Origin of the sequence: Sorangium sp. So ce367 (genome assembly GCF_051520455.1) — a bacterium.
Taxonomy (GTDB): domain Bacteria; phylum Myxococcota_A; class Polyangia; order Polyangiales; family Polyangiaceae; genus Sorangium; species Sorangium cellulosum_B.
This window is the reverse complement of the sequence record NZ_CP150334.1, coordinates 4,321,703-4,334,150: the sequence shown is the minus strand read 5'-3', so window position 1 is coordinate 4,334,150 and position 12,448 is coordinate 4,321,703. Positions and strand designations below refer to the sequence as shown.

Annotated in this window: 12 protein-coding genes; 2 read left to right on the top strand and 10 right to left on the bottom strand. The window is 74.6% G+C overall.

Annotated elements, in window-relative coordinates:
- Window positions 1–30 precede the first annotated feature (30 nt).
- Window positions 31–687, bottom strand: a complete 657-nt coding sequence (locus WME97_RS16545; protein WP_437552872.1) for a hypothetical protein — start codon at window positions 685–687, stop codon at window positions 31–33.
- Between the two features lie 150 nt (window positions 688–837).
- Here WME97_RS16545 and WME97_RS16540 point away from each other — a divergent pair, with 150 nt between their 5' ends.
- Window positions 838–2,016, top strand: coding sequence for a lipin/Ned1/Smp2 family protein (locus tag WME97_RS16540; protein WP_437552871.1), 1,179 nt, complete (start codon window positions 838–840; stop codon window positions 2,014–2,016).
- A gap of 25 nt (window positions 2,017–2,041) precedes the next feature.
- Here WME97_RS16540 and WME97_RS16535 read toward each other — a convergent pair whose 3' ends face one another.
- Both WME97_RS16535 and WME97_RS16530 read right to left on the bottom strand, forming a co-directional pair.
- On the bottom strand, window positions 2,042–2,860 hold the full coding sequence (locus WME97_RS16535; RefSeq protein WP_437552870.1) for a lysophospholipid acyltransferase family protein: 819 nt from the start codon (window positions 2,858–2,860) through the stop codon (window positions 2,042–2,044).
- A gap of 217 nt (window positions 2,861–3,077) precedes the next feature.
- Window positions 3,078–4,046, bottom strand: coding sequence for a hypothetical protein (locus WME97_RS16530; RefSeq protein WP_437552869.1), 969 nt, complete (start codon window positions 4,044–4,046; stop codon window positions 3,078–3,080).
- A 270-nt stretch (window positions 4,047–4,316) separates the two neighbouring features.
- Between WME97_RS16530 and WME97_RS16525 the strand changes: the two genes are divergently transcribed.
- Window positions 4,317–4,754: an acyl-CoA thioesterase gene (locus WME97_RS16525; protein ID WP_437552868.1), complete on the top strand. Its 438-nt coding sequence runs from the start codon at window positions 4,317–4,319 to the stop codon at window positions 4,752–4,754.
- Window positions 4,755–4,792: 38 nt separating this feature from the next.
- Here WME97_RS16525 and WME97_RS16520 read toward each other — a convergent pair whose 3' ends face one another.
- The 7 genes from WME97_RS16520 to WME97_RS16490 are packed head-to-tail and all read right to left on the bottom strand — an operon-like array spanning window position 4,793 to window position 12,421.
- A complete protein-coding gene (locus tag WME97_RS16520; RefSeq protein ID WP_437552867.1) occupies window positions 4,793–6,352 on the bottom strand; it encodes an AMP-binding protein in 1,560 nt (519 codons plus the stop codon).
- Window positions 6,340–7,413 (bottom strand): mandelate racemase/muconate lactonizing enzyme family protein, encoded by a 1,074-nt coding sequence (locus WME97_RS16515; protein WP_437552866.1) that lies wholly within the window; start codon window positions 7,411–7,413, stop codon window positions 6,340–6,342. The genes WME97_RS16520 and WME97_RS16515 overlap by 13 nt, the downstream gene beginning before the upstream one ends.
- Window positions 7,414–7,418: 5 nt before the next feature.
- Window positions 7,419–8,354: a 1,4-dihydroxy-2-naphthoate polyprenyltransferase gene (locus WME97_RS16510; protein ID WP_437552865.1), complete on the bottom strand. Its 936-nt coding sequence runs from the start codon at window positions 8,352–8,354 to the stop codon at window positions 7,419–7,421.
- On the bottom strand, window positions 8,351–8,491 hold the full coding sequence (locus WME97_RS16505; RefSeq protein ID WP_437552864.1) for a hypothetical protein: 141 nt from the start codon (window positions 8,489–8,491) through the stop codon (window positions 8,351–8,353). Before WME97_RS16505 ends, WME97_RS16510 begins: the two co-directional genes overlap by 4 nt.
- A gap of 49 nt (window positions 8,492–8,540) precedes the next feature.
- Window positions 8,541–10,385, bottom strand: coding sequence for a 2-succinyl-5-enolpyruvyl-6-hydroxy-3-cyclohexene-1-carboxylic-acid synthase (gene menD, locus WME97_RS16500; RefSeq protein ID WP_437552863.1), 1,845 nt, complete (start codon window positions 10,383–10,385; stop codon window positions 8,541–8,543).
- Between the two features lie 33 nt (window positions 10,386–10,418).
- Complete coding sequence (gene ubiE / locus WME97_RS16495; RefSeq protein ID WP_437552862.1) at window positions 10,419–11,150, bottom strand: bifunctional demethylmenaquinone methyltransferase/2-methoxy-6-polyprenyl-1,4-benzoquinol methylase UbiE; 732 nt, start codon at window positions 11,148–11,150, stop codon at window positions 10,419–10,421.
- The gene (locus WME97_RS16490; protein WP_437552861.1) at window positions 11,147–12,421 is read right to left on the bottom strand and encodes a hydroxymethylglutaryl-CoA reductase, degradative; all 1,275 of its coding nucleotides are present in this window, start codon (window positions 12,419–12,421) and stop codon (window positions 11,147–11,149) included. The genes ubiE and WME97_RS16490 overlap by 4 nt, the downstream gene beginning before the upstream one ends.
- Window positions 12,422–12,448 lie beyond the last annotated feature (27 nt).

Sequence of the window (12,448 nt, the reverse complement as noted above, 5' to 3'; positions counted from 1 at the left end):
AGCGGGCGACGGCCCCCACCGGAAAGAGCCTCAGACGCCCGCGCGCACCGCGGCGATCGCGGCGGCGACCCCGGAGGGGGTGGCCTTGAGGTGCACGTCCAGGTGGTCATCCTTGGTCTTGAGCGCACGGACACCGAGCACCGGCGCGCAGATGCGCAGCGCCCGCACGACCGCCGGATTCCCGCCGAGGGCCGGGATTTTGAGGAGATCCAGGGTAATCCTGTCCCCCTTCGCGTCGATCAGCGCGGCGGGCCGCTTGGGCATGAAGGAGACGAGATCACCCGGCTTGTTCAGGTCGATCGCCCCCGAGCCGATCAGCCCGGCGATCGGCGAGGCCTCGTCGCCCATCACCTGCAGCTTGAGGTCGGCGACCCGCAGGCCGACCTGGATCGCGTCCGCGCGCACGTCGAGCTCCTCGGCGAAGGCCGTGAACGAGGCCCGGATCGGGGCGCCCATGATCTTCACCGTCAGGGCGAGGCGCAGGCCCGGGGGCGCGGCCTCGATCACGATGTCCTTCGGCGCGCGCTTGCCGCCGCTGAGCTCTCGCGCCAGATAGCGCAGCGCATCGATCGGGACGCCGAACCGCAGGCGGAGCGCGCCGCGGAGCGCCCTCGCGATCTCCTCGGGGTGCGCCTTGAGATAGTCACCGGCGTGGCGAAGCAAGACCTTCGGATCGGGCTTGGGCATCGTTGGGGCCGCTACGATTGCCCGGAGTCGGGCCAGCGCGCAAGGGGCGAGCGCGGTCCGCCGGGAGGCCCTCGACGACCGGAGGTCGCTGTTCGAACGGGGGCGACTCGGTCACACTCGGGCCCGATGCAGACCAGGATCCTACTTGTCATGGCGACAACAGCGCTCGCGATCGGCTGCGGCTCGGCCGACGCGACGCTCGAGTGGACGCCGAACGGAGGCGGGGGCGGTGGCCAGGGAGGCGATGACGATGGCCGGGGCGGCGATGGCGACGGCCAGCACAGCGGCGGGGGCCAGAATGGGGGTAAGGGCGATGGCGGCGGCGGCGCGCCGAGCGGCGAGGACGGCGGTTCGGGCGGCGGCGGGGCGCCGGGAGCCTCCTGCAACCCACCTCCGGCGTGCGACGCGGCGCCGCCCGATCCGGGCGAGGAGCTCGCGTGGAATCACCCGTCTTCCTACCTCATCGCGGGCGCTGGGAGCCCCAACCACCGCGGACGCGACCTCTACCTGACGCCGGACGACCCGCAGTGGATCATCGGAAAGTTCTCCTACGGGATCACGGACAAGGACCTGAAGGATGAGCGGGTCGACGTCTATCTGCTCCGCGGCTGCGGCGGAGAGTGGGAGCGCCTCGGCTCGGCGACCACGACGGAAGCGGACTCGGCGCACCGCGCGGTCGAGGGCGTCAGCGACGACGGCGGCCGCGTCTACTTCGAGATCCCCGCGGCACAGCGGCTCGGTCCGGGCCGGCACCGGGTCCACCTGGTCGTCCGCGGTGACCTCTCGAGCACCGACCTTTTCATCGAGGTCGTCCCGCGGGGCGCGCCGATGTTCGTCAGCGACGTCGATGGGACGCTCACCGGCACGGAGACCGAGGAGTTCACCTCGCTCCTCCTCGGCGAGCTGCCCGGCGTGCACGCGCACGCCGCGGCGGCGTTCCACCGGCTCACGTCGAAGGGCTATCGCCCGATGTACCTGACCGCGCGGCCGGAGTGGCTCGTCCAGCGCACGCGCGATTTCCTCGAGGCGTATGGCTTCCCGCCTGGCATCGTGCACACCGCGCTGAGCCTGACAGGCGCGACGGGCGACGCCGCCGCGAAGTACAAGACAGCAGAGCTGGAGCGCCTGTTCGACGGAAGGGAGATGCTGCCCGCGTGGGCCTTCGGCAACACGGCGACCGACGCCGAGGCCTACGACAACGGCGGCGTGATGCCGGTCGCGCGGCGCGTGTTCTACCGGTTCGACGATGAGGCGCACGGTGGCCGTCGCATCGACGGCTACGACGAGCTGTTCGCCGAGATCGACGCGCTCCCCAGCCTCTGCGATTGATCCGCCCCGCCGGCGCGTCGACCCGTCAGCCGGACGCCTGCTCGGTCCGGGCGCCGCTCGCCGGCGCCTCCGAGGCGGCCGCGGCGCCGGCCGGCGCTTCGACGCGACCGCCGATCGAGCGGAGGAGCTCGCTCACCGCGGCGTGGGCGCGCTCGCGCAGGTCGTTGACCCGCGCGCCCTCGCGGCCGTCCTGGCGCACGGCGATCGGCGCGCCGATCCGGACGCGGACGATCCGAAGGGTGCCGTCGCCGGTGTCGAGGGCGCCCTTCTTCATGAGGAGGTGCGTGCCGTCGATGGCGACCGGCACCACGGGCACGCCGGCGCGGACGGCTGCATAGAAGCCGCCGTTCTTGAACTGCCGGAGGATGCCGTCCTCGCTCCGCGTCCCCTCGGGGAAGACGAGCAGCGGCTTGCCGCTCTTGAGCACCTCCTCGAACCGCGAGATCGCCTCGACCGCGGCGCGGGAGCCGACCGTACGATCGACAGGCACGTGACCCGCGAGCCGGAGGTGCCAGCCGAGGAATGGGATCTTCATGAGAGAGCGCTTGGCGGCCCACTTGAAATCGCCCGGCAGCACGGCGCCGAGGGCAAGGATGTCAAGCAGGCTCTGGTGGTTGGAGCAGTAGACGAACACCCCGGGAGGGACGTTCTCGAGTCCGCTCGCCTGGATCTCGATATCGAGCCCTCGCGCGCTCGCCTGACACCAGCGTCGCATGGCCCACAGGCTGGCCGAGCGCTGCGGCGTGAGGGGGCCCAGCGTCAGAGACACGGTGCCGTACGCCATGGTCCTGAGGGTGAAAGGGACCCACTGGCGCGTCGCCAGCCATGCGCTCCTGAGATCCATACTACAGCGCTTACCACTCTCCATGTCGGGCGAAAACGCGTAGCGTCTTGCGCACTGGCGCTGCGTGCGAGCGGCGTTGCTCGACTCCGGATCGCCGCTTCGCGGCCGGAGAGATCCGCGATCCGGCGCTCGCCCACCTCGGAAGTTCGCCATGGCCAGGAGCGCTCCGCGGGCCAGGGTGACGGCTCGAGCGACGCGCTCTTGCGGCGGCGTGCGGTTACGGCTCGAGCGGCGGCGTGAGCAGCCCCCAGCCGACCGTGGCCGGCCGCCCGGCGCGCTCGAACTTGACCGTGTACAGGCCTGTCTCCTCGGCGCTCTGCACGACGGCGGGGCGCAGCGCGCCGACCCATTCAGCCCAGACGCTCGCCCCGATCTTCAGCTGCGGCTTGACGGGGAGCGGACGGAGCGCCGACTCGTCGGCGAGCAGCGCGGCGCCACCATAACCGAGGGCAAACCACCGTGCGGAGCTGCTGGAGAGCGACGTCAGGACGGCGCCTGGCTCGGCCGCGGGACCGCCGAGCCGCGACACGAGCAGCACGTGGCGCCACGTGTCATCGTCCTTCCATGCGGCGAAGTTGCCGGGGGCGAGCCCCGCGGTCTGCACGACGAAGCGAACGCCCTTGAGCTGCGCGAGCGGGGTCCGCGGGTCCATGTCGGTGTAGCGGACCTCGATCTTGTCCTTCACGAAGCGGGTGAGGACGGCGTGCTTCATGACGCCGTTCCACTCCGTGAGCAGCGGGTCGTGGGGCCGGAGGCGGGGCGCGTCGGGCACGGGGATGACGTAGCCCGGGTGAACCTTGTACGACGGTCCACCCCTCCCCTCGACGATGAGGTCGTCGCCGTCGAAGCCGACCACGGTCGCCGCATACAGCACGAGCGTGGACCCGAGCTTGGCCCCGGCGAGCATCCGGTCCGAGAAGGTGAACACGCGGCGGCCTGGCTCGAGCTTGATCGGGTACGGCGGGAGGCCGAGCGGGTTCGACGCGTGCGCCGGGCCGGTCGGCGTCGAGGTCTCCGCGAACGCAGGCCGCGGCAGCGCAGCGACCGGCGGACTCTGAGAGGGCATCGGCGTCGGGGTCGACACCGGCGCCGACTCGCACGCGACCGTGAAGCTCGCCGCCAGGAGGCAAGCGAGCGCCGCGAGCACGCCGCGGGAGCGCGGCGCTCGGGGCCCGGGGCATCGCATCGCGCGGCGCTCGCGATCCTTCGCGGTGGCGCGACGCAGCCTGCGGGACCCGGCCCCGAGACCGCCGGGACGTCGGTCAGCCATCGCGGGCGAGCATGGACTGCGAAACGGACGACGGCGAGCAGAAAGGGACAGGAGAAGGACCCGGCGAAGCGTCGCCGGTCCGACGTGACCGCCCGCGTCAGAGCCGGAGAAGGAGGGCGCCGCGGTGCGGCGGAGCACCGCGCTCCTCGCGACGTGCTCGGCGTCTCTGCGCTACCCTGCGGCGCGATGAAGCGCGCGTTCAGCGTCGATGAGCTCAAGCAGACCGCGCCGCGCCTCGCCGTGGAGCGCCGCGCCGTGCGCTTCCAGGACGTCGACGCGGCCGGGATCGTCTTCTATCCGCGGGTCCTCGAGTATTTCAGCGACGCGTACATGATCGCGCTGAAGGAGCGAGGCATCGACCTTCCTGCGATGATCGCGGGCGGCACGATCAAGCTGCCGCTCGTCCACGCCGAGGCCGACTACCTCCTGCCGCTCCGGTTCGGTGACGCCATCGAGGTCGAGGTGCTCGCGCCGAAGCTCGGTGACACGTCGTTCACGGTCGGCTACCGCGTGACGACGGCGGGCCGGGTCGCCGCCATCGGGCAGACCGTGCACGTGTGCATCGACGGCGCGCGCTTCACGCCGTGCTCGCTCCCGGGCGATCTGCGCAGCGCGCTCGCCTAGCCGCGCCGAGCGACGGCCGCTGGACGGCGCGCCGAGCGCTAGCGTGGTGGGAACGGGGCGAGCGCTGCCGCGAGCTGCGCCGCCGCGCCGGCGCGATCGAGCTTGCCCGCCGCGGTGAGCGGCAGCGCCGCGACGGCGCAGAGGCGCCGCGGGCGTTTGTGCGGGGCGAGCCGCGCCGCGACGACGGCCGCGAGGTCGCCGAGCAATGCGGGCGAGGGTGCGGCGCCGCCCGCCTCGCACGGCGCGGCCTGCTCGGGGACGATCGCCGCGGCGACGACCTGGCCCCAGCGATCGTCAGGCACGCCGAACACCACCGCGCCGGCGACGCCCTCGCAGGACGCGAGGACCTGCTCCACCTCGGCGGGATAGACGTTCTCTCCGCCGGTCACGATGAGATCGCTGCGGCGCGCCGCGACGTGCAGCCGCCCGGCGGCGTCGAGCGCGCCGAGATCGCCGGTGACGAACCACCCGGCGCCGTCGACCGAGAGCTCCGGCGCGCGGTCGGGGCCGCGGTAGTAGCCGCGAAACAGCACCGGGCCGCGGATCTCGATGCGGCCCACGCCGTCGCTGCCGGCGCCTTCGATGCGGAGCTCGACGCCGGCGATCGGGGAGCCGGAGCCCGGCTCTGTCGCGCGCGGATCGCGCGGGCGCTGCACGGTGACCTGCGAGCACGCCTCGGTGAGGCCGTACGTGGTGAGCGCGGGGACCCCGCGGCGCGCGCACTCGTCGAGCGCCCGCTCCGGAGCGCCCGCGCCGCCGACGAGCACCGCGCGGAGCCGCGCGAGGACGTTATCGCGATCGGCCTCCAGCAGCGCGAGCAGCATCGTCGGCACCACGGAGAGCAGCGTCGCGCGGTCGCGGACGATCGAGGCGAGCACCGAGGCGGGCTCGAAGCGAGGCGCGAGGATGACAGCGCGGCGCGCGAGCAAGCAGCGGGTCACGATCGAGAGGCCGCCGACGTGGCAGAGCGGAAGGCAGAGCAGCCAGCGATCGTCGTCGCGCACGCCGAGGTTGGCCGCGCTCCCCTCGGCGGCGGCGAGGAACGCGCGGCGCGAGAGCACCGCGCCCTTGGGACGCCCGGTGGTGCCCGAGGTGTAGACGATCGCCAGATCGCCGGAAGGGTCCGGCGGCGGGACGCGCGCGGCCTCGGCGGCGCGCGCCCCGCGCTCGCGGAGCGCGCCGATCGCCGGCGCGGCGTCGTCGAGCAGGGCGGCGAGCGCAGGCTCGCGCAGCACGAGGTCGGGGCGCGCGTCGTCGATCAGGAGGCTCGCCTCGCCGGCCGTGAGCCGGGGATGGATCGGGACGAGGACGGCGCCGAGCGCGAGCAGCGCGTGGATGACGACCACGGTCCCGAGCGCGTTCGGGGCGACGAGCGCCACGCGGGCTCCCTGCCCTATCCCCGCGCGGGAGAGCCGGGCAGATACGGCCGCGACCGCGGGCGCCAGCTCGTCGAAGCGGAGGACGCCGCCGGGGCCGACGCCGAGGGCCGGGACGTCGATCGCGCGCGGCGCGTCGTCCTCGGCGCCGCCGAGGACGATCGCTGTCCGGGCGGCGCTCGCGGGATCGCGCGCGGCAGCGAGGAGGCTCAGCCCGTCCATGGCCGGATGCCGAGGCCGGGCTGATCGCTGGCCGCGACCAGGCCGCCCTCGCGGAGCTGCGGGATCCGGATCGCGGGCCACGCCTCCAGGCCGGCGTGCGCGTCGAGGCCGCACGCGAGCGGCGCGCGCGGCAAGGCGAGCGCGAGCTCACACGAGGCGGCGAGCGCGATGGGCCCGTCGAAGAGGTGCGTCACCACGGCCTCGATGCCGCGCGCCTGCGCCCTGCAGCCGAGCGCGTGCGCGTGCAGCAGGCCGAGCATCGCGGGCTTCAGGATGAACGCAGCGCAGCCTTCCGCTTCGAGCAGGCGCTCCGGCATGCCCTCGACCGCGAGCGACTCGTCGGCCGCCCACGGGACCTCGCGCGCGCCGAGGTGATGGAGGAGCTCGGGCGCGACCGGCTGCTCGACGAAGCGCGGGCCGAGCGGCGCGAGGAGCGCGAGCCGGCGGGGCGCCTCGTCGAGCGACCACGCCGCGTTCGCGTCGAGCCGGAGCTCGACGCCCGGATGCTCCCGCCGCAGCGCGCGCAGCGCCTCGAGGTCGCGCGCGAAGCCGTCCTCCCCGCGCGAGCGGAGCTTCACCTTGATCGCGCGGACGCCGCGCGCGGCGAGCGCACGCGCGCGCTCGAGCATCTCCGGCAGCGCCACCGAGGTCGTGAGCAGCCCGTTCACCTGGACGTCGGCGTAGCGCCCGTGTCCGCCGAGGCACGCCGATAACGAGAGGCCGAGGCGCTGGCCCAGCAGATCGAGCAGCGCCGTCTCCAGGGCGAAGCGCGCCGCCGGGAGATCCCGCAGCCGCGATGACAGCGGCGCGAGCGCGCGCAGGATCGCGGACGCCGAGGCCGTCGGTGTCGCGCCCTCGGCCGGCAGCTCGATGGCGCCGAGCGCCCTCGGCAGCTCGGCGAGCGCGCGCTCGTCCTCGTCGGCCGTATCGGGTGAGAAGCCGGGGAGCGGCGTGGCCTCACCCAGGCCGACGCGCCCCTCGTCGTCGGTGAGCGACAGCACGAGGCCCCGGCGCGCGCCCTCGAGGACCCGGGACGCGAGGCGGGCATCGACGACGCGCATGATCCCTACAGCTGGGCCGCGAGGCCGAGCGAGAAGAGCAGCGCATAGGCGAGCAGCAGCTTCGCCGTCCCGGCGAGGCAGTCGTTGAGCGGCCGGCCGTCGGTCGTCGCCAGCACCCGGAGCAGGCGCACCGCGCGAGGGAACGTCGCGAACACGAGGAGCGTCCACCGACGGCCCTCGCCGACGGCGAGCGCGACCGGCACCGCGTAGGCGACGGCGAAGAGCATCGCGTATTCGAGGACGCCCGCGCGGCGCCCGAGCCGGACGGCGAGCGTGCGCTTGCCGGCGACGACGTCCGTCTCGCGATCGCGGACGTTGTTGACGACGAGCACGGCGGTGGCGATGGCGCCGATCGGCACGGCCGCCGCCCACGCGAGCGGCGGGACCGAGCCGAGCTGGACGAACGCCGTACCGCAGACGGCGACGAGGCCGAAGAACACGAACACGAAGAGGTCGCCGAGGCCGTGATAGCCGAGCGGGTACGGCCCACCCGTGTACGCGACGCCAGCGAGGATCGAGACGACGCCGATCACCACGATGGGCCACCCGCCCACGAACGCCAGGTACACCCCGAACGGCAGCGTGAGCGCGATCGTGACGAGCAGCCCGGCGCGCACCTGGCGCGGCGTGAGCAGCCCCGCCTGCACGGCGCGCGTGGGGCCGAGCCGCTCGTGTGTGTCGGCGCCCTTCTCGTGATCGAAGACGTCGTTCGCGAAGTTCGTCGCGATCTGGATGAGCATCGCGCCCGCGAGCGCCGAGAGCGCCGGGCCGAGCCGCATCCCGCCGAGCGCGTAGGCGACGGCCGTCCCGACCATCACCGGCGCGAGCGCCGCGGTGAGCGTCGCCGGCCGGCACGCGAGGAGCCACGCCCGGAGCGAGCCGGGGCGCACGCCACCCGGGGCCGCTGCGCCCGCCGTCTGAGGGGCCGCCGCGGCGCTCACGATCCCCTCTCCAGCTCGCGGGGCCCGCGCGCCCTCGCGGCGGCGCGAGCGCTCCCGCGCTGCGCGGCGCCCTCGCCGGACGCGCCGCGCGCGACGTCGTCGGGTGCGGGACTCGTGTTCGCGTTGACGTGGCTCATGATCGTGGATCCCTCTCGGCAAGCTCGGGGTTCTCGGCGCGCACGCCGCTCATGGAGTCTGCAGATCGGCCGCCGCTCCGTCCGCGGCCGGCGCGCTGACCAGGGCCGCGACGTCGCGACGAACGTCGGACCAGAGCCGCGCCACGCGGGCGGCGCCGTCGTGGGGCGGCACCACCGCCTCGATCAGCGTCGCGCCCGCCCGCTGGTACCCCGCGGCGAGCGCGCGGGTGAGATCCCCGGCGGTGCCGGCGCGCTCGTAGGCGAGCCCGAACATCGCCGCCGCCGGCGCGAAATCGAGGTGCTGCGGCATCGTGAAGCACCGCTCGAGCAGCTCGGCGCCGCGCCTGGCGATGGGGAGGTGCTCGAAGATGCGGCCGCCGTCGTTCTGGACCACCACGATGACGAGCGGCGCTCGGCCGTCGCCCGCTGCCTTCGCGGCGAGGAGCAGCCCGGTCAGATCGTGCAGCAGGCTGAGATCGCCGAGCAGCAACGTCACCGGCGCGGCGGCCGCCACGCGCGCGCCGGCCGCCGCCGACACGAGGCCGTCGATCCCGCTCGCCCCGCGCTGGTGCAGCACGCGCAGCGCGCGCGCCGACGGCGGGCAGTAGGTGTCGAGGTCGCGCACCGGCATGCTGTTGCCGATCGCGAGCAGCGAGCCCGCAGGGCACGCGCTGGCCACCATCCTGGCGATGGCGCCCTCCGTCAGCTCGTCCCCGGCGCAAGCGCGCGCGGCGTGCGCCGCCGCGATCTCGCCGGCGCGCGCGAACGTCGCGGCCCAGTCCCGCCGCCCGCGCCCCAGGCTCAGCGCCGCCCCGGCGAGGCGCGCCGCGAGCGCCTCGCACACCTCCACGGGCTCGCCCATGACGAGGGCAGCCGCGGCGCTCGTCGGGTCGTTCCAGCCGTGCGCGGAGACGACGACGCGGCGGGCGCTCGTGTGCTCGGCGATGTAGGTCGCGTAGCCGGCCGACGTCGGCGGGGCGCCGAGCTCGAGGATGAGGTCGGGCACGTTCGCCGCGCGGAACTCGGGCGCGCGGAGGAACGAATCGAACGACGCCGGCATCACGACGCCCTCGGTGGGGCCGCCAAAGCAGATCTGGCTCGTGCCCTCGGCGAGCACCGGGAAGCCTGTCGCGCGCGAGAGCGCGAGCACCGCGCGGCGCGCGCGCGCGTCGTCGTCTCGGCTCTCGGCGGGGCCGCACACGATGAGCCCCCGCTCCGCGCGCGCGCAGCGCGCGGCGAGCTCCTCGATCGCGCGCCCATCGACCCCGGCGCGGGCCGACACGACCCGCGTGCCGGCGCGGCGCATCAGCGCCTCCCACTCTGCCTGCCATGGCTCGGGCCCGGCCGCGTCGACCGGCTCGAGCGGCTTGCGGAAGCGCGCGTTGATGTGGACCGGGCCCGGCGTCGGCGACAGCGCGCGCGTGACCGCCTGGGCCGCGATGCGCGTCACCGCGCGCAACGCGAGGGGCGACGGATCCGGCAGCCCGAGCTCGGCGAAGTGACGGACGTGGTCGCCGAAGAGCTTGGTCTGATCGATGGTCTGCGCGGCCGCGGCGTCGGCGAGCTCCCACGGGCGGTCGGCCGTGATCGCGATGAACGGGGTGAAGCTCTGGTGCGCCTCGATGATCGCCGGGAGCGCGTGCGCGCCGGCGGTGCCCGAGGTGCAGACGAAGACGCTGGGCCGTCCGGTGACGCGCGCCTGCCCGAGCGCGAAGAACGCGGCGGCGCGCTCGTCGACGACGCTGTGACAGCGCACCTCCTCGCTCTCCATCGCCGCGATCGCGAGCGGCGTGGAGCGCGAGCCGGGGCAGAGGACCAGGTCGCGCACCCCGGCCTGCGCGAGCGCACGGACGAACAGCTGCGCCCAGGCAGAGTGGAGGTTCGACCCGCCCATCACCGCCCCCCGAGGCCCTCTCTCGCGCGCACCTCAGGCCCCCTCGAGCGTCGCGACGAAGAGGCACACGACGCCCATCGTGAGCGGCTCCACGCGGAGCACGCGCAGCCCCGCGCCGCGCATCAGCTCCGCGAACTCGTCCGGAGGCGGGAACCTCGCGATCGAGTCCTGCAGGTACCGGTACTCGTCCTTGCCGGAGATCGCGCCGCCCACGTACGGGACGACCGTGTGGATGTGGAAGCGCGCGAGCTTGCCCATGAGCCCGCTGCGCGGCTCGCTGAGCTCTAGGATCGCGATGCGCCCCCCGGGCCGCGTGACGCGCGCCATCTCGCGGAGCGCCCGCGCGCGATCCGGGACGTTGCGGATCCCGAACGCCATCGAGATGGCGTCGACGCTCGCGTCGCCGAGCTGGAGCTGCTGCGCGTCGCCGACCTCGAGATCGATCCGCCCGGCGAGCCCCGCGGCCTCCACCTTCCGGCGACCGACGCCGAGCATCCCCTGCGACGGATCGACCCCGATGACCTTCACCTCGTGCGCCCGCGCGATCGCGATCGCGAGATCGGCGGTGCCAGTCGCGAGATCGAGCACCGTCGCGCCGGGCGAGAGCTCGAGCGAGCGCACCGCGCGCCGCCGCCAGCCCTGATCGAGCCCCATCGAGATGACCCGGTTCAGGAGGTCGTACCGCTCGGCGATGCCGTCGAACATCTCGCCCGTGCCGAAGCGGCGCTCGCCGCGCGGCGCCTGATCCTGGCTCGCGTCGCTCATGTCCCGCCCCCCGCCTGGTGCACCGCGCGCGGCGCCTCGGCTCGCTCTGCGGCGAACCGCTTGCCTTCGCCGGACGGCGGCGGGGCGGACTCCCCGCCCGCCGTCGACGTGCCGCCGATCGCGCGCTTCCGCTCGTGGAGCCGCATGTGGCCTCGCTGGATGCCCTCGCTCGCGAGCGCGCGCAGCGCCGCCAGGTTGGACGCCAGCCCGACGGACGCCAGCACCACCGCGAGCTCGCGCGCGCTCTTCGCGCCCACGAGCTGCAGCGCGGCGCGCACGCCCGCGTGCACCTCGGTCGCGCCGCCCACCGTGCCGACCGCGAGCGGCAGCTCCGCCCGCCCCACGAGCCCGCCGGGGATGCGCTCCCACGTGCTCAGCGGCCGGTACCGGCCGCCGATCGCCGCGTACGCGTGCGCGCCCGCCTCGATGGCGCGGAAGTCCTGCCCGAGCGCGACCGCGGCCGCGTCGAGCCCGTTCATGAAGCCCTTGTTGTGGGTCGTCGCCCGGTACGGATCGAGCTCCGCGAAGCGGCTCGCCCGCGCGATGCCGCTCGCCACGTCCGCGCCCCCGAGCGCGTCGTCCGTCACGGTGGCCGTCACCCGGACGAGGCGGCGGACGGTCAGGTTGGAGAGGATCCGCAGGCCCAGCGTCCCGCCGGCGATGCGCTGCACGAGCGGCGCCACCGCCTCTGCCACGGTGTCGACCAGGTTCGCGCCCATGGCGTCGCCGACCTCGACATAGAGGTGCACGACGAGCACGCCGAGCTCCGCCGAGAGGACGCGCACCTCGAGATCGCGGCAGCCGCCGCCGCGCGCCACCATCCTGGGGATGGCCGCGTCCCCGGCCGCGAGCAGGCTCGCGCGGGCCGCCTCCAGCCGGCCCGCGGCCGCCTCCGCGTCCGGCACGTCGTCGAGCTGGACCTGGGCGGTCATGATCGGCGGGTCCGCCTCGCCGGAGAAGCCGCCCGACCGCCGGACCATGCGCGCCGCATTCGACGCGGCGGCGATGACGCTCGGCTCCTCCACCGCCATCGGCACCAGCACGTCGCGCTGGTTCACGCGGAAGTTCAGCGCCAGGCCGAGCGGGAGCGCGTGCGTCGCGATGACGTTCTCGCACATCCGATCGGCCACCGCCGTCGGCAGCCCTCCCCCGCTGGCGAGGTGCGCGAGCGCCTCCTCGTCGAGCAGACCGAGCGCCTGGATCGCGCGGAGCCGCTCCTCGAGGCACCGCTTGTAGAAGCCGCTGATCCGGCTGGACACGTGTTGGCTCATCGGGTGTCTCCGCGCGCCGCGCGCGCT

What these genes read in the sequence shown, in the direction of transcription:
- WME97_RS16515 (WP_437552866.1), bottom strand. Translation starts at nt 7,413, where the DNA reads ATGCGCGTCGTCGATGCCCGCCTCGCGTCCCGGGTCCTCGAGGGCGCG.
- WME97_RS16505 (WP_437552864.1), bottom strand. Translation starts at nt 8,491, where the DNA reads ATGAGCCACGTCAACGCGAACACGAGTCCCGCACCCGACGACGTCGCG.
- WME97_RS16490 (WP_437552861.1), bottom strand. Translation starts at nt 12,421, where the DNA reads ATGAGCCAACACGTGTCCAGCCGGATCAGCGGCTTCTACAAGCGGTGC.
- WME97_RS16530 (WP_437552869.1), bottom strand. Translation starts at nt 4,046, where the DNA reads ATGCGATGCCCCGGGCCCCGAGCGCCGCGCTCCCGCGGCGTGCTCGCG.
- ubiE (WP_437552862.1), bottom strand. Translation starts at nt 11,150, where the DNA reads ATGAGCGACGCGAGCCAGGATCAGGCGCCGCGCGGCGAGCGCCGCTTC.
- WME97_RS16540 (WP_437552871.1), top strand. Translation starts at nt 838, where the DNA reads ATGGCGACAACAGCGCTCGCGATCGGCTGCGGCTCGGCCGACGCGACG.
- menD (WP_437552863.1), bottom strand. Translation starts at nt 10,385, where the DNA reads ATGGGCGGGTCGAACCTCCACTCTGCCTGGGCGCAGCTGTTCGTCCGT.
- WME97_RS16520 (WP_437552867.1), bottom strand. Translation starts at nt 6,352, where the DNA reads ATGGACGGGCTGAGCCTCCTCGCTGCCGCGCGCGATCCCGCGAGCGCC.
- WME97_RS16545 (WP_437552872.1), bottom strand. Translation starts at nt 687, where the DNA reads ATGCCCAAGCCCGATCCGAAGGTCTTGCTTCGCCACGCCGGTGACTAT.
- WME97_RS16525 (WP_437552868.1), top strand. Translation starts at nt 4,317, where the DNA reads ATGAAGCGCGCGTTCAGCGTCGATGAGCTCAAGCAGACCGCGCCGCGC.
- WME97_RS16535 (WP_437552870.1), bottom strand. Translation starts at nt 2,860, where the DNA reads ATGGATCTCAGGAGCGCATGGCTGGCGACGCGCCAGTGGGTCCCTTTC.